Below are 20878 nucleotides of genomic sequence, written 5' to 3' on the forward strand. Positions count from 1 at the left end.
CCTGAGCTGCTTCAGCGCTGCTCTTTGCGGTAGATGCTGGGTTTCCAGTAATCCTTGAGCAACAGATGCAGCGGGCCGCGCCAGCCGCGCTTGCGCAATTGCCAGGCGATCAACACGTTCATGATCCCGTGACCCATCAGCAGCACCGAGCCGTGACGCTCGGCCAGTTCGATCAATTTCTCGGCCGCCTGGCTGGCGCGGACGGACGATGAGCCGATGGATTCGGTATGGGCCGCGAAGCCCAGGAACCAGGCCGAGCGGAACAGCAGCCGCCAGGCCTTGACCGGCAGCCGGGGTGCGTCCAGCTCCAGATAGGGCAGGTGCGCCTCCGCATAGAGTTCGTTAGTGGGGCTATCCGCGTGGCCCATCAGGTATTCCAACGAGCGCACGCAGCGGCTGATCGGGCTGCTCACCAGCGCCCCCGCCTCCCGGGCCAGCCGTCGCGTCTGCGCGGGAATCCGCTCGCCCGGTACCGGAGCCTTCTGGTAGCGGGCTACCCAGTCCTTCATCTCCCGCGGAGTGCAGAGAGCCTTGCTGGAAAGATCGGGTTTGCCATGACGAACCAGGATGATGTGCATGAAAGGTGACCTGTGAAAGATGGTCACTAGACCGCAGGGCTTGCCGTTCGTCTCGCCTCGACATCATCTTGGCTAGTGATATCAAAGTGCCATTCATACGGTTCGTCAGGCCGCTTGGCTTGTTTAGCTTTAAAAGGTGATCTCATTCAAGAAAATGGCGCCAGAAAATCTGCCGATGAACGGCGAGCCTGGCCAGACTCAGGGATTCTGACGCGTCTGCCGCTAGCCTGTAGTGCCATTGAGAGCCGCTTTGTCTGAGACCGGGACGCTATGAAGAGAGCTTTGTGGGGGTTGCTGCTGTTCGGTGTGCTGTTCAGGGCACCCGGGGTCTTTGCCGATGATGCCCATGTGGCCTTGATCAAGAGCGTGTCGGGCAGCGTCAAGATCCTGCGCCAGGCTGCCATCCTGGACGCCAAGGTCGGTACGACCTTGCAGGTAGCGGATCGTCTGCAAGTGGGGCCGGAAGCCACGGCGGCCATCGTCTTTCTCGATGGCACCCTGCTCACCCTGGGCAGCGGCGCCGATGTGCAAGTGCGTGACTATCTGTTCGAGCCCAAGAACAGCCACTATGGCTTTTCGCTGTATCTGAACAAGGGCTCGGCGATCTACGCCTCCGGCAAGATCGGCAAGGTCTCTCCCGAGTCGGTGAAGATCGAAACGCCGTCCGCCATCATCGGGGTGCGTGGCACCCGCTTCCTGGTGCAGGCGCAATGAAATCCATGTTCGGAGCTTGCCGTCGTCCTTCGCTGAGCGCTCTGCTGTTTACCCTCTTGGTGCTGGGCGGCTGCGCCAGCCCGCCGCAAACCAGTGTGGTGCTGATGCCCGACGAAGACGGCCATGTCGGCGCGGTCTCGATTGCCAACCCTGGCGGGCGGCAAACCCTGGACCAGGGCTACGCTCAGGTCACCGTGGCGCAACCCGGTCAGGCACCCACGCCTTCGCAGGCGGTGAATCAAGCGGTCTTCGAACAGCAGCATCGCCAGATCCTCGCGGCTCAGCCTTCGCCTCCCAAGACCTTCACGCTCAATTTCCTCTCCGACAGCATGGAGCTCACGCCCCAGTCCAAGGCGCTGCTGCCGGAGGTGCTGGAAACGGCGCGTCAGCGCCTGCCGACCGAGATCTCGGTATTCGGGCACGCCGATGCCTCCGGTACCCCGGCCTACAATCTCGACCTCTCGGCCCAGCGCGCGCACAAGGTCGCCGCGCTGTTGCAGCGACTCGATCCTCATCTGGTCGTCAACGTCGATTTCTTCGGCGACAAGGTTCCGCTGGTGCCGTCCCGTCCCGGAAAGTCCGAACCGCGTAACCGACGTGTCGAAATCCTGATCCTCTAAGTAGAGCCTGGTTCATGAACGCCATTGCCACAGCGCTGCGCCGTCGCGCGCCCTGGATGTTTCTGGTCAGCCTCGGGCTCTCGCTGGCCTTCGGCCTGAGCGCCATGCTGCACTGGGCGCCGCTGGAATACCTTGATCGCGTCGCTTACGATCAGCTCAACAGAGTCTTCGCCAACACCGGGGAAGCCCCGGATGTCCAGGTGGTCAGCATCGACGAGGCCAGCCTCGCTGCCCTCGGCCAATGGCCCTGGCCACGTTACCGGATCGCCGAACTGCTCTCCCGTATCGCCGAAGCCCAGCCGGCGGCGATTGCCGTCGACATCCTTTTCAGCGAACCGGACCGCACTTCGCTCAGGGCGCTGCAAAACACCTTCAAAGCCGATCTCGGTCTGGACCTGAGCGTGGCGGGGATACCGCCAGAATTGCAGGACAACGATGGCTATCTCGGCCAGGTGATGGGCCAGACTGGCGCGGTGGGCGCCCGCTTCCTGAGCCAGGGGGCGGAGCTGGCGCCGGCCACCGGTCTGCGGGCCGGCGTGGGCTTCGAGGGGGCCCTGGATACCCTGCAACTGCCCAAGGCGAGTAGCGTGTTGAACAGCGTGCCGCCGATCGCCAGCCAGACGCGCTTCAGCGGTTTCATCAACAGTCAGCCGGACAGCGATGGCGTCCTGCGTCGCGTCCCGTTGCTGATGACCTATCAGGGCATCGTCCATCCCAGTCTGGCGTTGGCCGCGGTCATGCGCGCGTTGAACATGACCAGCGCTACGGTGACGTCAGGCTTCTTCGGGCCGACGCTGCGCCTGGGGACTCATCAGGTAGCGCTCGACGATCAAGGCCGGGCGCTGCTACGGCTGAACGCCGGTCCCGAGCGCTATTCGCAATTGTCGGCGCTGGACGTGCTCAGAGGCGAGGTGCCCAAGGCGTCGTTCAAGGGGCGCGTCGTCTTCGTCGGCGTTTCGGCCGTCGGCTTGAACGACAGCTATGTCACGGCACTGGGCCAGAACTTCTCCGGCGTCAGACTGCAGGCGGCCCTGGCGCAGGATCTGCTCGACGCTACCCTGGTCCGCGTTCCACCCTTCGCGGGCCCCTTGCAGCTGGCGCTCTGCCTACTAGGCGGTCTGCTGCTGTCGGTGGGTTTCTTCACCCAGCGTAGCGACCGACCTTTCGGCCTGCTGGTGGCGGCGCTCCTGATCGTTCCCTTGGGGGGCGGTGCCTGGCTGTTCGCCCGCCACGGCGTCTTCATACCCCTGGCGGCGCCGTTGTTGCTGGTGATGATCCTAGCGGGAATGGCGATGATGACGCGCGTAATGGTCGCGCGGCACCATGAGCGCCTCTGGCGTCGACAACTCGAGCGCTCCCGGCAGGTCACCATCGAGTCCATGGCTGCGGTGGCCGAAACGCGTGATCCGGAGACCGGGGCCCACATCAAGCGTACCCAGCATTACGTGCGCGCCATCGCCGAACAGCTGCAGCGAAGCGGTCAGGCAGGGGATGTCCTCACGCCGGAATACATCCAGTTGTTGTACCTCTCCGCGCCCTTGCACGACATCGGCAAGGTCGGCGTGCCCGACGCCATCCTGCTCAAACCCGGCCGCCTCACGCCGGACGAGATGGCCATCATGCAGCGCCACGCCGAATTCGGTCGGCAGATCATCCTGAATACCGCCAGTCATCTTGAGGAAGAGGACAACTTCCTCGCCCTGGCTGCCGACATCGCCGCCACCCATCATGAAAAATGGGACGGCAGCGGCTATCCGAATGGCCTGAGCGGCACGGCCATTCCCCTGGCCGGACGCATCATGGCGGTGGCCGACATCTACGACGCCCTGATCAGCCGGCGGTGCTACAAGGAGCCCTTCAGCCACGAGCACTCGTTGGAGCTGATGCGTGAGATGCGCGGGACCACCTTCGATCCGCTGATACTGGACGCCTTCCTGGCTATCGAGCCGCAGATCCTCGCCATCGCCGAGCGCTTTCACGATGAAGGCGCCGACGCTTCTCGCCGTCTGCTCTGAGCAATGCCAGTTCAGATCACGTGCGGTCCAGTCGTCCCGGTCAGCCGTTCGTTCGGGTCTTGGCTGCCAGGGCGTCCTCTCTCAATAGTCGGCTCATAGAGAATAACTGGCGGCCTACACAGAAGGGCTGCCAGATCCCCCTAATGCGACGATTGCTGCCCCGTTTTCGGCTTGCAGAAACATTTTCATCGAAAATAGCCTGAAAATTTTCTCAGATCGCGGCTTTGGCAAAGACGCCTCCTTGAGGGCTTCGTTCGCAGAAGGCGTACATGTGATGTTATTTATGATACTAATTTGCATTTACAGTTGAGGTTGATTTGCATAGCCTGCGTCCCGCCGCGCAAGACGGCACCGGATGCCGGTCCCTGGAGAGTTTCCAGCGAGTCCTTACGTAGGGTACGGACGGGTCGGTGTCTTCCTAGAGGACGACCCACGACATGCAACTCTTCTCCCTTCGCCTTCTCGCGCTTTCCGTTTCCCTGAGCGTGGCGGCCCTGGCCCAGGCCGCGCCTGTCTCGTTGGCGCAACCCGCGCAGCCGCTCGCCGCTGCCTTGCAAAGCTTCGCGCGCGCCAGTGGTTTCGAGGTGAACTACGATCCCGCGACCCTGGCCGGCAAACGCGCGCCGGCGCTGGCCGGGCGCCTGGAGCCGGACGTCGCCCTCCAGCGCCTGCTGGCGGGCAGTGGCCTGGCAGCCTCGGTCAGCGGTAACGTCGTGACCATCGTGCCCGTGGCGACCCAGGCCGCAACCGGCAGCGTGGCGCTGGATGCCACCACCATCACGGCGGACGACGGCTCCCTGGTGGGCCGCGCGACCACCGAGGGCACCCACTCCTACACCACGGGGGCGATGAGCACCTCCACCGGCCTCCCCCTGTCGATCCGCGAGACGCCCCAGTCGGTGAGCGTCATCACCCGGCAGCGCATGGAAGACCAAGGCATGACCGACCTGAACGACGTGGTCAGATATGCCCCTGGCGTGACGCTCAACAGGTTCGGCGGCGACCGTCAGGAGTTCCTCGCGCGCGGCTTCCGTATCGACAACATCATGTACGACGGTCTGCCCACCACCGCCGGTACCTTCACCCTCGACACCCTGTCCTCAGCGGACCTGGCCCTCTACGACCGCGTCGAGGTGGTCCGCGGTGCCACCGGCCTGATGACCGGCGCCGGCGACCCCTCCGCGACCCTCAACCTGGTGCGCAAGCGGCCCACGGCCTTTCCCCAGGTCAGCATCACCACCAGCGCCGGCAACTGGGATCGCTACCGCACCGAAGTCGACGCCTCCAACAAGCTCAACGAGGCCGGCACCCTGCGTGGCCGTGCGGTCGCCGCCTACGAGGATGGCAACAGCTTCCAGGACGTTCGCGAGCGCAAGCGCCAGACCTTCTACGGCGTGCTCGAAGCGGACCTGAGTGATGCCACTACCTGGACCCTCGGTGCCTCCAAGCAGCGCGAAGACAAGACTTCCGACTGGGGCAGCCTGCCCAGTGGCCCCAATGGCGAAGACCTGCACCTGCCGCGCTCCACCTTCCTGAGCGGCGACTGGTCCTACTGGGATCAGGACACCTACACCCTGTTCTCCGACATCACCCACACCTTCGCCAACGGCTGGAAAGCCAAGCTGGCGGCGCAGCAGGTCTGGGCGAATTCCGATACCTACTCCAACTACCTGACGTCCGTGGCGCCGGACTACAGCTACACCTCCGTCAGCGATCTCGGTACCGCCTCCGGCGCCTATCGCACCGACTCCGATCAGCTCAACCTCGACGCCTCGGTCAACGGCCCCTTCCAACTGCTGGGTCGGGAGCACGAGTTGATGGCCGGGATCAGTCGGCGCCAGGAGAAGTTCTATCAGCGCGGTGGCTATTCGGCGCCCACCCCGGTCGACATCTTCGACTTCCGCCCCAGCAGCATCGCCAAGCCGGCCAAGGGCAGCCTGTCACCCTATGCCAGCAAGAACACCACCACCGAAGAGGCGGTATACGCCGCGGCGCGCTTCAATCCCGCGGATCCCCTGCACATCATCGTGGGCGGCCGCGTCAGCTGGTACGACTTCGACAATCTGTACAGTGACAACGACTACAAGGCCACGCGCGAAGTCACGCCCTATGCCGGCATCATTTACGACCTGAACGACACCTATTCGGTCTACGCCAGCTACACCGAGATCTTCAAGCCACAAAGCGAGCAAGACTCGGGCGGTTCGGTCCTGCAGCCCATGACCGGCAAGAGCTACGAGATCGGCCTCAAGGGCGCCTATTTCGACGGTGCCCTGAACGCCTCCATCGCGCTGTTCGATACCCTCCAGGAGAACCGCGCCTATCTGCCGGCCAACCAGGCCACCTTCTGCCCGGGCTATCCGGCGCGCAGTTGCTACGATGCGGCCGGCGAAGTGCGCAGCCGTGGTATCGACGCGGAAATCTCCGGTCAGTTGACGCCCCAGTGGCAGGCCTCTGCGGCCTACACCCTGCTGGTGAGCGAATACACCAAGGACGTTCAATACCAGGGTCGCCGCTTCGCGCCCGATCAGCCCAAGCACCTGTTCAAGGCAGCCACCAGCTACCAACTGACCGGTGCCTTGAGCAACTGGCGCATCGGTGGAGACGTCCAGGCGCAGAGTGAAACCTTCCAACGGGTCGGCAACGGCGCAGCCAAGCAGAACAGCTATGCCCTGGTAGGCCTGATGGCGGGCTATCGCTTCAACGAGCACTGGGATGGCCGCGTCAACGTCAACAACCTCTTCGATGAGAAGTACTGGCAGGGTATCCCGGAAGGGACGGGGCAGGGCGTTTACGGCGATCCCCGCAATGTCATGTTCAGCCTGAAGTGGACGCTCTGATCCCCTGACGGCTCGCGGCGCCCTTGTCCGCGTCCCCGGACCTGGGCGAAGCTGCGGACTCCCCACTTGGAGTCCAGCCCATGTCCATCCAGTTGGAGCGCTTCGCCGAATGCCATGCCGAAGGGCTGGCCGCCCTCTATGGCGATCCGGCGGTGGCTCGGCAAGTCCTGCAGCTGCCCTACCAGACCGCCGAGCAGTGGCGGCAGCGTATGAGTGGCGATCGTGAAGGGCGGGTGGCTCTGGTCGCCTTGCAGCAGGGCCGGGTGGTGGGCAGCGCCAGCCTCGAACAGCAGCCACGCATTCGTCGCCAGCATTGCGGCGCGATCGGCATGGGCGTCGCTCGGGATTGCCAGGGGCAGGGCATCGGTAGCCAACTGCTGGCCGCCTTGCTCGATCTCGCCGACAACTGGATGAACCTGCAGCGAGTGGAGCTGACCGTGTACAGCGATAACGAGCCGGCCCTGGCGCTGTACCGCAAATTCGGTTTCGAAGAGGAAGGGCTACTGCGTCGCTATGCGGTGCGCGACGGGGTTCTCGTCGATGTCTACAGCATGGCCCGCTTCAAGCCCTGATGGCGTGTATGAGGAAAACTTGAGTTCTACACAAGAAACCTGAGTTTGTCTCATGCAGTCCTGGGTAGGACAATCTCTACTCTGTTCAGGTGGAGGTGTGCAATGGTCAAGATTCATTCCCAGGGTTCTTCGTGTAGCGAGCGACACCAGGATTCGGCCTTGGCGAACAGTCTTGAGTCTGGCGCCATCGCCGCGTTCAGCGCCGGGCAGCAAAGACGTCAGGAACACTGGCGTACTCAGCAGGCGGCAGGTATCGAGCTGCTGGCCGTGGGCGACTTCACCTGGGGCGACCGGGTCCTGGCGCACTCCTTCCTGGTAGGCCTGACCTCTGGCCAATCCTCCGTCGCCACCCGACAGGGTCAAGGCGCCCGGGCACGCTGGTTCGCTAGCGAACAGTCCTACCAGGTCCCTGAATTCGCTCGCGATCAAGCGTTCGCCATCGGTTGGGAGCAGCTGTTCGACGAGGTAACCAAGGCCCGGGCACTCGGCCTGGCCGTCAAACCCATCATCCTGGGGCCGCTGAGTTACCTCTGGCTCGGTCGCGCCCGCGACACCGACGCGGATCGACTCGATCTCCTGGAGCGCCTGCTGCCGGTCTATGGCGAGATTTTCGCCCGGTTGGCCGCTCAAGGCGTGGAGTGGATTCAGATCGATGAACCCATCCTCACTCTCGAACTGCCCCTGGCGTGGCGCAATGCCTTCGAGCGGGCCTACAACCTGCTGCAGCGCGAGCCGCTCAAGAAGCTCCTGGCCGTGAGCCACGGCGAATTGCTGGACAATCTGGGGCTGGCCACTGGCTTGCCGGTGGAGGGGCTGCACGTCGACGTGCCGCGCACGGCCCAAGCGCAACAGGCGCTGCTCGACCGCCTGCCTGCCTACAAGACACTCTCGCTTGGCCAGGTCGAGCGAGAGCCGGGGCAGCAAGAGCCTCGCCTGACCTTCATTCGCCAGGCGAGCGAGCGACTCAAGGAGCGCCTCTGGTTGGCGCCCGCCCGTACACACTCAGCCGCCGCGGACGCCGAGTTCGCGCTATGGGTACGGGCCGCCCGCGAAGCCGCAGCAGCCAAGCCAGTCCCAGCCGCGGGCAAACCTTGGTCGGCGATAGAGGCGGCCTTGGCGAAACTGGGGGCTGCCCAGGCGGGGCTGGTGTCGCGCTGATCGGCGCCGCACTAGCGGTGGGCGGTCAGCAGCAACCCGCCGGCACCGGCGAAGAAGGCGCCCGTGGCCTTATTGAGCCGGCGCACGCCGCGTGGCCCGCGGATGAAGCGCCGAATCTGCCGGCCGAAGAGGCCATAGATGAAAGCAGCGACCATTTCCGCGAACAGGTGCGTGCCGCCCAGGTAGGCGAATTGCTGCGCCGTGGGCCGATTGGGATCGATGAACTGCGGAAAGATCGCGGCGAACAGCAGGATCGCCTTGGGATTGCTGATGCCGATCAGGAACTCCTGCAGCATCAAGCGGTGTAGCGCGCGCGGCTGCACCGTGCTCGTCTCGGCCAGGTCCAGCCCTTCGAAGGCTCGGCTGCGCCAACTTTTCACGCCCAGATAGAGCAGGTAGAGCGCGCCGATCCACTTGATGACGGTGAAGGCCAGCTCCGAAGCCAGCAGCATGGCGCCCAGGCCCACCGCCGAAATCACCAGGAAGACCGTGAAGGCCACGTTGCGACCCAAGGCGGCCAGCCCCGCCGTGACCGCGCCATAGCGGATGCCATTGCTCAGCGAGCAGAAGTTGTTGGGTCCCGGTGTCAGGGCGATGAGCAGGGCGACTGGAAAGAACAGCAGGGCATCGATGAGATTCATGGCGATCGCCTGGGGCGCGGCCAGGCCGCGCGGGAGAAGGAGGGGCTATTTGAACCGTCTTTCCACGCCTTTCTCCACCAGAATCTTCGCCGAGATCTCTTCCACGGAAAAATGCGTGGTGTTGATGAAGGAAATATTCTCGCGGCGGAACAGACTCTCCACCTCGCGCAACTCGAATTCGCACTGGGCGAAGCTGGCATAGCGGCTGTTCGGTCGGCGTTCATGGCGGATCGCCGCCAGGCGCTCCGAGTCGATGGTCAAGCCGAACAGCTTGTCGCGGTAGGTCTTGAGCGAGGCGGGGAGCTGCAGGCGCTCCATGTCCTCTTCGGTCAGCGGATAGTTGGCGGCGCGGATGCCATATTGCAGGGCCATGTAGAGGCAGGTCGGCGTCTTGCCGCACCGCGAGACCCCCACCAGGATGAGATCGGCCTGGGCATAGTGGGTCGTGCGGGCACCGTCGTCGTTTTCGAGTGCGAAATTGACGGCCTCGATGCGCTCCATGTAGTGGCTGTTGTGCATGATCGAATGTGACTTCCCTACCGAATACGAAGATTCGGCGGAAAGTTCCCGTTCGAGCGGGGATAAAAAGGTGGAGAAGATGTCGATCATGAACCCGTTCGACTGGTCCAGAATGGCCCGGATGTCACGGTTGACGATGGTGTCGAAGATGATCGGCCGGGCGCCGTCCTGAACGGCGGCGGCATTGATCTGCTGTACCATGGCCCTGGCCTTGTCCAGCGTATCCACGTAGGGGCGGGTGACCTTCCTGAAGGTGATGTCCCCGAACTGGGCCAGGAGGCTTTGACCGAGGGTTTCGGCCGTGATGCCGGTACCGTCGGAGATGAAAAAGGCGGTTCGTTGCATGGCATGGACGTCCTGGTGGCGTACGGAGCAGGGATCGCTGCACTGTAACCCACCGCCGTCCACTGTCCATGGGGCGAGCGCCCAGGCGTACTGCTTTCCCACAAAGACACAAGATGGAGAGAAGACCTTGGACGAGTATGTAATTTCACTGGAGCAGCTCGGCGTACATGACGTCGAGCGCGTGGGCGGCAAGAACGCATCCCTCGGCGAGATGATCGCCAATCTGGCCGGTGCGGGCGTCTCCGTACCGGGCGGGTTCGCCACCACGGCCCAGGCCTACCGCGATTTCCTCGAGCAGAGCGGGCTGAACGATCGCATTCATGCCGCCCTCGATGCGTTGGACGTCGACGACGTCAACGCCCTGGCCAAGACCGGCGCCCAGATTCGCCAATGGGTCATGGACGCGCCTTTCCCGGAGCGCCTGGACAGCGAAATCCGCAAGGCCTTCGCCCAGCTCTCGGCGGGCAACGCCAATCTGGCCGTTGCCGTACGCTCCTCGGCCACCGCCGAAGACCTGCCGGATGCCTCCTTCGCCGGCCAGCAGGAAACCTTCCTCAACATCCGTGGCGTCGACAACGTCATCCGCGCCGCCAAGGAAGTCTTCGCCTCCCTCTTCAATGACCGCGCCATCGCCTACCGTGTGCACCAGGGCTTCGATCACAAGCTGGTCGCCCTGTCCGCCGGCGTGCAGCGCATGGTCCGCTCCGAGACCGGCGCCGCCGGCGTGCTCTTCACCCTGGATACCGAGTCGGGTTTCCGCGATGCGGTCTTCGTCACCGCCGCCTATGGCCTGGGCGAGACCGTGGTGCAGGGCGCCGTCAACCCGGATGAGTTCTACGTTCACAAACCCACCCTGGAAGCCGGCCGCCCGGCCATCCTCAGGCGCAACCTGGGCAGCAAGGCCATTAAGATGGTCTACGGCGAAGAAGCCAAGGCCGGTCGCTCCGTCCGTACCGTCGACGTCGAGCCCGCCGACCGCGCTCGCTTCTCGATTTCCGACGCCGAGGTCACCGAGCTGGCCAAGCAGGCATTGATCATCGAGCGCCACTACGGTCGTCCGATGGACATCGAATGGGCCAAGGACGGTGATGACGGCAAGCTCTACATCGTCCAGGCCCGCCCCGAGACGGTGAAGAGCCGCGCCAGCGCCACCGTCATGGAGCGCTACCTGCTCAAGGAAAAAGGCCAGGTGCTGGTCGAAGGCCGCGCCATCGGTCAGCGCATCGGCGCCGGCAAGGTCAAGATCATCCGCGACGTCAGTGAGATGGATCGCGTCCAGCCCGGCGACGTCCTGGTGTCCGACATGACCGACCCCGATTGGGAACCGGTGATGAAGCGCGCCAGCGCCATCGTCACCAACCGCGGCGGTCGTACCTGCCACGCCGCCATCATCGCCCGCGAGCTGGGCATCCCGGCGGTCGTCGGTTGCGGTAATGCCACCAGCCTGCTCAAGGATGGCCAGACCGTCACCGTCTCTTGCGCCGAAGGCGATACCGGCCTGATCTACGAAGGCGAACTGGGCTTCGATATTCGCCAGAGCTCGGTGGATGCCATGCCCGAACTGCCGTTCAAGATCATGATGAACGTCGGCAACCCCGACCGCGCCTTCGACTTCGCCCAATTGCCCAATGCCGGCGTGGGCCTGGCGCGGCTCGAATTCATCATCAACCGCATGATCGGCGTGCACCCCAAGGCCCTGCTCAACTACCACAGCCTGCCGCTGGACGTAAAAGAGAGCGTCGACAAGCGTATCGCCGGCTATCCCGATCCGGTCGGCTTCTATGTCGAGAAGCTGGTGGAGGGCGTGTCCACCCTGGCTGCCGCCTTCTGGCCGAAGAAGGTCATCGTGCGGCTGTCGGACTTCAAGTCCAACGAATACGCCAACCTCATCGGCGGCAAGCTCTACGAGCCCGAGGAAGAGAACCCCATGCTGGGCTTCCGCGGCGCTTCGCGCTACATCAGCGAAAACTTCCGCGACTGCTTCGAGCTGGAATGCCGCGCCATGAAGAAGGTGCGCGAAGAGATGGGTCTGACCAACGTCGAACTCATGGTGCCCTTCGTGCGGACCCTGGACGAGGCGGCGCGCGTGGTCGAGTTGCTAGGCGAGAATGGCCTCAAGCGTGGTGAGAACGACCTGCGTGTCATCATGATGTGCGAGCTGCCTTCCAACGCGCTGCTGGCGGACGAATTCCTCGAACACTTCGACGGCTTCTCCATCGGCTCCAACGACCTGACCCAGCTCACCCTGGGCCTGGACCGCGATTCCGGCATCATCGCCCACCTGTTCGACGAGCGGAATCCGGCGGTCAAGAAGCTGCTGGCCAATGCCATCGCCGCCTGTAACCGGGCCGGCAAGTACATCGGCATCTGCGGTCAGGGTCCCTCGGACCATCCCGATCTGGCCAAGTGGCTGATGGAGCAGGGTATCGAGAGCGTTTCCCTCAACCCCGACTCCGTCCTCGACACCTGGTTCTTCCTGGCCGAAGGCAACGCCTGATCCAGCGGCTCGCCCCGTCGCCCAGGTGGCGGGGTGAGCCTAGCCCGGAAGCAAGCCTACTCCCACGATCGCCTCTCCCGTTCCAATCCCAGGGTGTACAGCCTTCGCCGGATCGCTATACCGTATCGTCGTGATCCTCGCACGAGACGATAGATGCAGCAGTACGACAGCGATGTGGAGCAGGGCCTCATCTATGGCTATCTACTCGATGGCCGCGGCGGCGGACGACGACTGAGCCGTCGAGAGCTGGAAGACGTCGAGCCGTCGCCCAACGAGGTGCTGTGGCTCCATTGGGATCGCAGCGTTCCGGAAGCCCAGGCCTGGCTGCGCCAGTCCAGTGGCCTGAGCGAGTTCGCCTGCGACCTGTTGCTCGAAGAGGCGACGCGTCCGCGCCTGGTCACTCAGCCCGACGACAGCCTGTTGCTGTTCCTGCGCGGGGTGAATCTCAACCCCGGTGCCGTTCCTGAAGACATGGTCTCGCTCCGCGTATTCGTCGAAAAGCGGCGGGTCATCTCCCTGCGCATGAGACCCATGAAAGCCGCCGCCGAGGTCCAGGAAGATATCGAGGCGGGTATCGGCGCCCAGAGTGCCGAAGATCTGGTTCTCTACCTGGCGAGCTACATGACCAGCCGGGTGGACGACCTGGTTCGCGACCTTTCCGAGCATCTCGACAGCCTCGAAGAGCAGAGCGATCAGGACGACAAGACGCTACCCGATCACGGTCGGGTGCTCGCCCTCAGGCGTCGTGCCACGGGCTTGCGGCGCTACCTCGCTCCCCAGCGCGACATCTATGCGGATCTATCACGCGGCAAACCCGCCTGGTTCGTCGCCACGGCAAGCCAGGGTTATTGGAGCGAATTGCACAACAGCCTGGTCCGTAACCTGGAAGAGCTGGAGCTGATGCGTGAGCGCGTCGCCTTGCTGCAGGAGGCTGAGCAACGGGCGACCACCGAGCGCACCAACCGCACCCTCTATCTGCTCGCCATCATCACCGGGTTCTTCCTGCCCATCAGCTTCATCACCGGTCTGCTCGGAATGAACATGGGCGGGCTGCCGGGTTCTTCCTCGCCCTTCGGCTTCCTGGCGGCTTGCCTGTTGATCGGCGCTGTGGCGGTATTCCAGGTCTGGCTGTTCCGTCGGCTGCGCTGGCTGTGACCCGTCTCCACCTCGTTGCGTCAAGAGACAATGACCAGCGAGGTGCTCATGCACGATCCCTTCGAAGCGTCCCTCAAGGCGCTGCTCAATACCCCGGCTCGGCCGCAAGACGAGGAGGGCGATGACCAGGCCCGCTTGCATCGGGTACTCAAGACGGCCAACCGCCAGGTCGGTGCCGGCGCGCTCTTCGATCTGATCGGACGGCACTGGGTATCCGCGCTGCTGGTGGCGCTGGGCAATGGGGCGCCTCATCTGAAGCCGCGGTCACGCCGCTCCGGGCGTACCGGTCCTTCTTCGCGGAGATCTTGAACTAGATGGAATTCGATATCTGGACCCAGAGCCTGCTATCCGCCATGACCACCCTGTGGAGCAAGGTAGCCGGCTTCATTCCCAACGTCTTCGGTGCCCTGGTGGTGATCCTGGCTGGCTTCGCGGTCGCCAAGATCCTCGATACGGTGCTGTCCAAGGTGCTGGCCAAGCTCGGCCTGGACCGGGTGCTCGCAGGCGCGGGAGTCACCAAGCAACTGGCCAAGATCGGTATCCGCATGCCGGTCACCACCCTGATCGGCCGGATCGTCTACTGGTTCGTCCTGCTGGTGTTCCTGGTCTCGGCGGCCGAGTCCCTGGGCCTGCAGCGGGTGTCGTCCACGCTGGACGTCATGGCCCTGTACGTGCCGAAGATCTTCGGCGCTGCGCTGGTCCTCATCGTCGGCGTGCTGCTGGCGCAACTGGTCAGCGGGCTGGTCCATGGCGCAGCCGAGAGCGTCGGCCTGGACTACGCAGCCGGCCTTGGACGTCTGGCCCAAGGCCTGGTCATCATCATCTCGATTTCGGTCGCCGTCGGTCAGCTGGAGATCAAGACCGAACTGCTCAATATGGTCATCGCCATCGTCCTCACCGCCTTCGCCCTGGCTGCGGCGCTGGCGCTGGGGCTTGGTAGCCGTGGGCTGGTTGCGCAAATTCTGGCCGGCATCTACGTACGTGAGCTCTATGAAGTGGGTCAGTGGGTGACCTTGGCCGAGGTCGAGGGCGAAATCGAGGAGATCGGTACTGCTAAGACCCTCATCCTGACCGAGGAGGGTGATATCGTATCGGTACCGAATCGTCTATTGCTGGAGGCGCAGGTTCGCAGTCGCTGACAGGGGGCGCGGAGATGGCTATCATGCCCGCCAATTTTTGGTAGCCATCTTCCGACTTGAATAAGCCCGCCCCCCATGCCTACGACCCGACTGCGCTCAGCGATGAAGAGCTGGTGCAGCGTGCGCATGGCGAACTCTTCCATGTGACGCGGGCCTACGAGGAACTGATGCGCCGTTACCAGCGCACCCTGTTCAACGTCTGTGCGCGTTACCTGGGGAACGACCGGGATGCGGACGATGTCTGCCAGGAGATCATGCTGAAGGTGCTTTACGGTTTGAAGAATTTCGAAGGCAAATCGAAATTCAAGACCTGGTTGTACAGCATTACCTACAATGAGTGCATCACCCAGTACCGCAAGGAGCGCCGCAAGCGGCGCCTGGTGGAGGCATTAAGCCTGGATCCGATGGAAGAAGCCTCGGAAGAGCGGGCGCCGAAGCTGGAGGAGAAGGGAGGAATGGATCGCTGGTTGATCCATGTGGGGCAGATCGATCGGGAGATCCTGGTACTGCGTTTCGTCGCGGAACTGGAGTTCCAGGAGATTGCCGACATCATGCACATGGGGCTCAGCGCCACCAAGATGCGCTACAAGCGGGCACTCGACAAACTGCGTGACAAGTTCGCAGCTGAAGTTGAGGGTTGACGGAATGAGTCTGCCGTAAGTTTTTGAACTTCACGAAAACTTGTTGTCGAAGCCTCCGGAGATTGCCGGAATTAGTACCACTAAAATGGGGATACAAAGGATGAAACTGAAGAGCACCTTGGGCGTCGTGATCGGCTCCCTGCTGGCAAGCGCCTCGCTGAGCGCCCTGGCACAAGGTCAAGGCGCCGTCGAGACCGAACTGTTCGGTAGCCGTCTGTTCACTGACAGCCAGCGCAACATGACCAACGCTGACCTGTACGGTGGCTCCGTTGGCTACTTCCTGACCGATGACGTTGAGCTGGCGCTGTCCTACGGCGAGTACCACAACGCTCGTGGCGACCACGACCTGGGCCACAAGAACATCAAGGGTAGCCTGGCTGCGCTGGATGCCTACTACCACTTCGGTCAGCCCGGCGTTGGCCTGCGTCCGTACGTGTCCGGTGGCTTCGCTCACCAGTCCATCAGCAACCGCGACATCAACCAGGGTGGCCGTGACCGTTCCACCTACGCTAACGTTGGTGCCGGCCTGAAGTACTACTTCACCGAGAACCTGTATGCCCGTACCGGCGTACAAGCCAACTACAACATCGACTACGGCGATACCGAGTGGAGCGCTGCTGTTGGTGTGGGTCTGAACTTCGGTGGTTCCACCAAGAAAGCTGTTGCCCCGGCTCCGGCCCCGGCTCCCGTTGCCGACGTCTGCACCGACTCCGACAACGATGGCGTCTGCGACAACGTCGACAAGTGCCCGAACACCCCGGCCAACGTCACCGTTGACGCCAATGGCTGCCCGGCTGCCGCCGAAACCGTTCGCGTCGAGCTGGACGTGAAGTTCGATTTCGACAAGGCCGTTGTTAAGCCCAACAGCTATGCCGACATCAAGAACCTGGCTGATTTCATGCAGCAGTACCCGCAGACCTCGACCACTGTTGAAGGCTACACCGACTCCGTCGGCACCGAAGCCTACAACCAGAAGCTGTCCGAGCGTCGTGCTAACGCCGTGCGTAACGTGCTGGTCAACCAGTACGGCGTGCAGGGCAGCCGCGTGAACGCCGTTGGTTACGGTGAGGCCCATCCGGTTGCTGACAACGCCACCGAAGCCGGTCGCGCTGTCAACCGTCGCGTAGAGGCCTCGGTCGAAGCTCAGGCCAAGTAATTCGCCTGATCCAGACACAAAGAAGCCCGCCTAGTGCGGGCTTTTTTGTGTCTGGGGTATTTAGGGGGGGTGTCAGGCGGGTATTAAAAAAACCCCGCCGAGGCGGGGCTTTCAATAAGAGCGGGATCAGCCGCGATCGTCTGGAATGTCGCGCTGAGTCACGCCGGTGTACAGCTGACGCGGACGGCCGATCTTGTAGGGGCCGGACAGCATTTCCTGCCAGTGCGAGATCCAGCCAACGGTACGGGCCATGGCGAAGATCACGGTGAACATGCTGGTCGGAATGCCAATGGCCTTGAGGATGATGCCGGAGTAGAAGTCCACGTTCGGGTAGAGGTTGCGCTCGACGAAGTAGGAATCCTTGCGTGCCAGTTCTTCCAGGCGCATGGCCAGTTCCAGCTGCGGATCGTTGATGCCGAGTTCGACCAATACCTCGTCGCAGGTCTTCTTCATCACCGTGGCGCGCGGATCGAAGTTCTTGTACACGCGATGGCCGAAGCCCATCAGCTTGAAGGGGTCGTTCTTGTCCTTGGCCTTGGCGACGAACTTGTCGATGTTGGAGACATCGCCAATCTCGTCCAGCATCTTCAGCACGGCTTCGTTGGCACCGCCGTGGGCCGGGCCCCAGAGTGCGGCGATACCGGCAGCGATACAGGCGAAGGGGTTGGCGCCCGAAGAACCGGCCAGGCGGACGGTGGAGGTGGAGGCGTTCTGCTCATGGTCCGCATGCAGGATGAAGATGCGGTCCATGGCACGGGCCAGCACCGGGCTGATCGGCTTTTCCTCACATGGCGTGTTGAACATCATGTGCAGGAAGTTTTCCGCGTACCCCAGGTTGTTGCGGGGATACATCATCGGCTGGCCCATGGAGTACTTGTGCACCATCGCTGCCAGGGTCGGCATCTTGGCGATCAGGCGCATCGCCGAGATCTCGCGGTGCTGCGGATCGGTGATGTCCAGGGAGTCATGATAGAAGGCCGAAAGGGCACCGACCACGCCGCACATGATGGCCATGGGGTGGGCGTCGCGACGGAAGCCGTTGAAGAAGTTCTTCAGTTGCTCATGAACCATGGTGTGGTTCTTGATGGTGTCAACGAACTGCGTCTTTTCTTGCGCGTTCGGCAACTCACCCTTGAGCAGCAGGTAACAGGTCTCGAGATAGTCGGATTTTTCCGCCAGTTGCTCGATGGGATAGCCGCGGTGCAGCAGGATGCCCTTGTCACCATCGATGTAGGTGATCTTGGACTCGCACGAGGCAGTGGACATAAAGCCCGGGTCGAAGGTGAACACACCAGTGGAGGTGAGGTTGCGAACATCGATCACGTCCGGGCCGAGGGTGCCGGACATAACGGGCAGGTCAACCGGATCCGCTCCCGAGATGATCAACTGCGCTTTCTTGTCAGCCATTAGGCCTCCTTATTTTGCTTTGAAATCATCAATAAACCCTCCACTCAGGGCCTCGCCCACTATAGAGGGATAAATTTGAAAGTCAATTTACGAAAATATCACCCTAAAGGCTCTTTCTGGGCGGATTGTGCGGCGAAAAGACATTAACACGCAGGCTTCTGAATATCAGCTGGCGACGTCGGAATCGGGCATCCACGTTTGTCATGAGTAGGCTAACTGTCTATAATTCCCGCCCGACCGTACCGGGTCGGCGAGCCTGATGCCGAGCGGTCGCCGCTTCGATCCAGAAGCGTGTAGCAGATGTGGGATCTCCTATAACTAGCCCGACCGCAATTGGGCCCTCAGTGTGAAAGAAGCCGTGAATAGCAAACGACCTGTAAACCTAGATCTCAGGACCATAAAACTTCCTATCACAGCTTATACCTCGATCCTTCACCGTATCTCCGGCGTCATCCTGTTTCTCGGCATCGCGGTAATGCTCTATGGGCTGCACCTGTCGCTGGGTAGCGAGGAAGGCTTCGGTCAGGTGAAAGCTTTTCTGGCCTATCCGCTGGTCAAGCTGGTGATCTGGGGTCTGCTGTCCGCGTTGCTCTACCACCTGGTCGCCGGCATCCGGCACCTGATCATGGACGGCGGCGCCGGCGAAACCCTGCAGGGCGGCAAGCTGGGTGCGCAGCTAGTGCTGGTCATTTCCGCAGTTCTGATCATTCTGGCAGGGGTTTGGGTATGGTAACCAACGTCACCAATCTTTCGCGTTCCGGTCTCTACGACTGGATGGCTCAACGGGTTTCGGCAGTCGTTCTCGCGGCTTATTTCCTCTTCCTGATCGGCTTCCTGATCCTTCACCCAGGGCTCACCTTCGAGCAATGGCACGGCCTGTTCTCCCACACCCTGATGCGCATCTTTAGCCTGTTGGCGCTGGTGTCCATCTGCGTTCATGCGTGGGTCGGTATGTGGACCATCTCCACCGACTACCTGACCACCATGGCGCTCGGTAAGGGTGCCACCGCCGTGCGTTTCCTCTTCCAGGCGGTATGCGGGTTCGCGATGTTCGCGTTCTTCGTCTGGGGCGTGCAGATCTTCTGGGGTGTTTGATCAATGTCCACAATTCGTCATATTTCGTTTGATGCCATCATCGTAGGTGGCGGCGGCGCCGGTATGCGCGCGGCCCTGCAACTGGCCCAGTCCGGTCACAAGACCGCGGTGATCACCAAGGTTTTCCCGACCCGTTCCCACACCGTGTCCGCCCAGGGCGGCATCACCTGCGCCATCGCTTCGGCCGACCCGAACGATGATTGGCGCTGGCACATGTACGACACCGTCAAGGGGTCGGACTACATCGGTGACCAGGACGCCATCGAATACATGTGCTCCGTCGGCCCGGAAGCGGTCTTCGAACTCGAGCACATGGGGCTGCCGTTCTCTCGTACCGAGCAGGGCCGTATCTATCAGCGCCCCTTCGGCGGTCAGTCCAAGGACTACGGCAAGGGCGGCCAGGCCGCGCGTACCTGTGCCGCAGCCGACCGTACCGGTCACGCCCTGCTGCACACCCTCTATCAGGGCAACCTGAAGAACAACACGGTGTTCCTCAACGAGTGGTACGCCGTGGACCTGGTCAAGAACCAGGATGGCGTCGTGGTCGGCGTCATCGCCATCTGCATCGAGACCGGCGAAACCGTCTACGTCAAATCCAAGGCGACCGTGCTGGCTACCGGCGGTGCCGGTCGTATCTATGCCTCCACCACCAATGCCCTGATCAATACCGGTGACGGCGTGGGCATGGCCCTGCGCGCCGGCGTGCCGGTGCAGGACATCGAAATGTGGCAGTTCCACCCGACCGGCATCGCCGGCGCCGGGGTACTGGTCACCGAGGGTTGCCGCGGTGAAGGTGGCTATCTGATCAACAAGCACGGCGAGCGCTTCATGGAGCGTTATGCGCCCAACGCCAAGGATCTGGCTGGCCGCGACGTGGTCGCCCGTTCCATGGTCAAGGAAGTACTGGCCGGCAACGGTTGCGGCCCCAATGGCGACCACGTGCTGCTGAAGCTGGACCACCTCGGCGAAGAGGTGCTGCACAGCCGCCTGCCTGGCATTTGCGAGCTATCCAAGACCTTCGCCCACGTCGATCCGGTCGTCGCTCCGGTCCCCGTGATCCCCACCTGCCACTATATGATGGGCGGCATTGCCACCAACATCCATGGTCAGGCCATCACTCAGGACGCCAACGGTAACGACAAGATCATCGAAGGCCTGTTCGCCGTCGGCGAAGTGGCTTGCGTGTCCGTGCATGGCGCCAACCGCCTGGGCGGCAACTCGCTGCTGGACCTGGTGGTCTTCGGTCGTGCGGCTGGCCTGCACCTGGAAAAGGCCCTGAAGGACGGTATCGAGCACCGTGGTGCTTCGGAAACCGATCTGGAGGCCTCGCTGCAGCGGCTGTCGGGCGTCAACGAACGCACCACCGGCGAAGACGTCGCTACCCTGCGCAAGCAGCTGCAGACCTGCATGCAGAACTACTTCGGTGTATTCCGTACCGGCGAATACATGCAGAAGGGCATTGCCGAGCTGGCACAGCTGCGCGAGCGTATCGCCAAGGTCAAGATCAACGACAAGAGCCAGGGCTTCAACACCGCCCGTATCGAAGCGCTCGAGCTGCAGAACCTGCTCGAGGTGGCCGAAGCGACCGCCATCGCCGCCGAGAACCGCAAGGAGTCCCGTGGTGCTCACGCTCGCGAAGACTTCGAAGAGCGTGACGACGAGAACTGGCTGTGCCACACCCTCTATTTCCCCGGTGAAAAGCGGGTCAGTAAGCGTGGAGTCAACTTCGCGCCCAAGACCGTACCGATGTTCGAACCCAAGGTTCGGACTTACTAAAGGTGACCAC

General features: G+C 62.6%; 19 protein-coding genes. 15 read left to right on the forward strand and 4 right to left on the reverse strand.

Annotated features, from left to right (window positions below; translation table 11 throughout):
- Positions 1–11: 11 nt before the first annotated feature.
- Positions 12–578, reverse strand: a complete 567-nt coding sequence (locus tag CCZ28_RS23505; RefSeq protein WP_140221132.1) for a fructose-2,6-bisphosphatase — start codon at positions 576–578, stop codon at positions 12–14.
- A gap of 270 nt (positions 579–848) precedes the next feature.
- On the opposite strand from CCZ28_RS23505, the gene CCZ28_RS23510 reads away from it, so the two are divergent.
- The 6 genes from CCZ28_RS23510 to CCZ28_RS23535 all read left to right on the forward strand — a co-directional run bounded on the left by CCZ28_RS23510 (position 849) and on the right by CCZ28_RS23535 (position 8497).
- Complete coding sequence (locus CCZ28_RS23510; RefSeq protein ID WP_140221133.1) at positions 849–1292, forward strand: FecR family protein; 444 nt, start codon at positions 849–851, stop codon at positions 1290–1292.
- Entirely contained in the window at positions 1289–1912 is a 624-nt protein-coding gene (locus CCZ28_RS23515; RefSeq protein ID WP_140221134.1) for an OmpA family protein, read from the forward strand. The genes CCZ28_RS23510 and CCZ28_RS23515 overlap by 4 nt, the downstream gene beginning before the upstream one ends.
- Positions 1913–1926: 14 nt before the next feature.
- Positions 1927–3927, forward strand: coding sequence for a CHASE2 domain-containing protein (locus tag CCZ28_RS23520; RefSeq protein WP_140221135.1), 2001 nt, complete (start codon positions 1927–1929; stop codon positions 3925–3927).
- 437 nt (positions 3928–4364) lie between these two features.
- Positions 4365–6767, forward strand: coding sequence for a TonB-dependent siderophore receptor (locus CCZ28_RS23525; protein WP_140221136.1), 2403 nt, complete (start codon positions 4365–4367; stop codon positions 6765–6767).
- Between the two features lie 80 nt (positions 6768–6847).
- Positions 6848–7339 carry a GNAT family N-acetyltransferase gene (locus tag CCZ28_RS23530; protein ID WP_140221137.1) on the forward strand — a complete coding sequence of 164 codons (492 nt, stop codon included), beginning with the start codon at positions 6848–6850 and terminating at the stop codon, positions 7337–7339.
- A gap of 159 nt (positions 7340–7498) precedes the next feature.
- Entirely contained in the window at positions 7499–8497 is a 999-nt protein-coding gene (locus tag CCZ28_RS23535) for a hypothetical protein (protein ID WP_240795198.1), read from the forward strand.
- Between the two features lie 11 nt (positions 8498–8508).
- Here the strand turns inward: CCZ28_RS23535 and CCZ28_RS23540 are convergent, their stop codons facing one another.
- Together CCZ28_RS23540 and ppsR are read right to left on the reverse strand one after the other, a co-directional pair.
- Positions 8509–9138: a LysE family translocator gene (locus tag CCZ28_RS23540; RefSeq protein ID WP_140221139.1), complete on the reverse strand. Its 630-nt coding sequence runs from the start codon at positions 9136–9138 to the stop codon at positions 8509–8511.
- A 45-nt stretch (positions 9139–9183) separates the two neighbouring features.
- Positions 9184–10002, reverse strand: coding sequence for a posphoenolpyruvate synthetase regulatory kinase/phosphorylase PpsR (gene ppsR, locus CCZ28_RS23545; protein ID WP_140221140.1), 819 nt, complete (start codon positions 10000–10002; stop codon positions 9184–9186).
- Between the two features lie 127 nt (positions 10003–10129).
- Between ppsR and ppsA the strand changes: the two genes are divergently transcribed.
- From ppsA to CCZ28_RS23575, 6 genes are all read left to right on the forward strand, one after another.
- On the forward strand, positions 10130–12499 hold the full coding sequence (gene ppsA, locus CCZ28_RS23550) for a phosphoenolpyruvate synthase (RefSeq protein ID WP_140221141.1): 2370 nt from the start codon (positions 10130–10132) through the stop codon (positions 12497–12499).
- A 153-nt stretch (positions 12500–12652) separates the two neighbouring features.
- The gene (locus tag CCZ28_RS23555) at positions 12653–13654 is read left to right on the forward strand and encodes a zinc transporter ZntB (RefSeq protein ID WP_140221142.1); all 1002 of its coding nucleotides are present in this window, start codon (positions 12653–12655) and stop codon (positions 13652–13654) included.
- 48 nt (positions 13655–13702) lie between these two features.
- Positions 13703–13963, forward strand: coding sequence for a CrfX protein (locus tag CCZ28_RS23560; protein WP_140221143.1), 261 nt, complete (start codon positions 13703–13705; stop codon positions 13961–13963).
- Positions 13964–13968: 5 nt separating this feature from the next.
- Positions 13969–14793 (forward strand): mechanosensitive ion channel family protein, encoded by an 825-nt coding sequence (locus tag CCZ28_RS23565; RefSeq protein ID WP_140221144.1) that lies wholly within the window; start codon positions 13969–13971, stop codon positions 14791–14793.
- 56 nt (positions 14794–14849) lie between these two features.
- Complete coding sequence (gene sigX, locus CCZ28_RS23570) at positions 14850–15434, forward strand: RNA polymerase sigma factor SigX (RefSeq protein ID WP_058782216.1); 585 nt, start codon at positions 14850–14852, stop codon at positions 15432–15434.
- A 100-nt stretch (positions 15435–15534) separates the two neighbouring features.
- A complete protein-coding gene (locus CCZ28_RS23575; RefSeq protein WP_140221145.1) occupies positions 15535–16590 on the forward strand; it encodes an OmpA family protein in 1056 nt (351 codons plus the stop codon).
- A gap of 126 nt (positions 16591–16716) precedes the next feature.
- On the opposite strand, the gene gltA is transcribed toward CCZ28_RS23575, so the two are convergent.
- Positions 16717–17997, reverse strand: a complete 1281-nt coding sequence (gltA, locus tag CCZ28_RS23580) for a citrate synthase (protein ID WP_058762474.1) — start codon at positions 17995–17997, stop codon at positions 16717–16719.
- A gap of 346 nt (positions 17998–18343) precedes the next feature.
- Here gltA and sdhC point away from each other — a divergent pair, with 346 nt between their 5' ends.
- From sdhC to sdhA, 3 genes are read left to right on the forward strand one after another with little or no spacing between them, the layout of a single operon-like run.
- Positions 18344–18730 (forward strand): succinate dehydrogenase, cytochrome b556 subunit, encoded by a 387-nt coding sequence (sdhC, locus tag CCZ28_RS23585; RefSeq protein WP_167348559.1) that lies wholly within the window; start codon positions 18344–18346, stop codon positions 18728–18730.
- On the forward strand, positions 18724–19092 hold the full coding sequence (gene sdhD, locus CCZ28_RS23590; protein ID WP_140221146.1) for a succinate dehydrogenase, hydrophobic membrane anchor protein: 369 nt from the start codon (positions 18724–18726) through the stop codon (positions 19090–19092). Before sdhC ends, sdhD begins: the two co-directional genes overlap by 7 nt.
- Positions 19093–19095: 3 nt before the next feature.
- Entirely contained in the window at positions 19096–20868 is a 1773-nt protein-coding gene (gene sdhA, locus CCZ28_RS23595) for a succinate dehydrogenase flavoprotein subunit (RefSeq protein WP_140221147.1), read from the forward strand.
- Positions 20869–20878: the final 10 nt, after the last annotated feature.

It is taken from the genome of Pseudomonas oryzihabitans, assembly GCF_006384975.1.
GTDB lineage: Bacteria > Pseudomonadota > Gammaproteobacteria > Pseudomonadales > Pseudomonadaceae > Chryseomonas > Chryseomonas psychrotolerans_B.

Coding starts and splice junctions, on each gene's coding strand:
- CCZ28_RS23505 (WP_140221132.1), bottom strand. CDS start 578: ATGCACATCATCCTGGTTCGTCATGGCAAACCCGATCTTTCCAGCAAG.
- CCZ28_RS23510 (WP_140221133.1), top strand. CDS start 849: ATGAAGAGAGCTTTGTGGGGGTTGCTGCTGTTCGGTGTGCTGTTCAGG.
- CCZ28_RS23515 (WP_140221134.1), top strand. CDS start 1,289: ATGAAATCCATGTTCGGAGCTTGCCGTCGTCCTTCGCTGAGCGCTCTG.
- CCZ28_RS23520 (WP_140221135.1), top strand. CDS start 1,927: ATGAACGCCATTGCCACAGCGCTGCGCCGTCGCGCGCCCTGGATGTTT.
- CCZ28_RS23525 (WP_140221136.1), top strand. CDS start 4,365: ATGCAACTCTTCTCCCTTCGCCTTCTCGCGCTTTCCGTTTCCCTGAGC.
- CCZ28_RS23530 (WP_140221137.1), top strand. CDS start 6,848: ATGTCCATCCAGTTGGAGCGCTTCGCCGAATGCCATGCCGAAGGGCTG.
- CCZ28_RS23540 (WP_140221139.1), bottom strand. CDS start 9,138: ATGAATCTCATCGATGCCCTGCTGTTCTTTCCAGTCGCCCTGCTCATC.
- ppsR (WP_140221140.1), bottom strand. CDS start 10,002: ATGCAACGAACCGCCTTTTTCATCTCCGACGGTACCGGCATCACGGCC.
- CCZ28_RS23555 (WP_140221142.1), top strand. CDS start 12,653: ATGCAGCAGTACGACAGCGATGTGGAGCAGGGCCTCATCTATGGCTAT.
- CCZ28_RS23560 (WP_140221143.1), top strand. CDS start 13,703: ATGCACGATCCCTTCGAAGCGTCCCTCAAGGCGCTGCTCAATACCCCG.
- CCZ28_RS23565 (WP_140221144.1), top strand. CDS start 13,969: ATGGAATTCGATATCTGGACCCAGAGCCTGCTATCCGCCATGACCACC.
- CCZ28_RS23575 (WP_140221145.1), top strand. CDS start 15,535: ATGAAACTGAAGAGCACCTTGGGCGTCGTGATCGGCTCCCTGCTGGCA.
- gltA (WP_058762474.1), bottom strand. CDS start 17,997: ATGGCTGACAAGAAAGCGCAGTTGATCATCTCGGGAGCGGATCCGGTT.
- sdhD (WP_140221146.1), top strand. CDS start 18,724: ATGGTAACCAACGTCACCAATCTTTCGCGTTCCGGTCTCTACGACTGG.
- sdhA (WP_140221147.1), top strand. CDS start 19,096: ATGTCCACAATTCGTCATATTTCGTTTGATGCCATCATCGTAGGTGGC.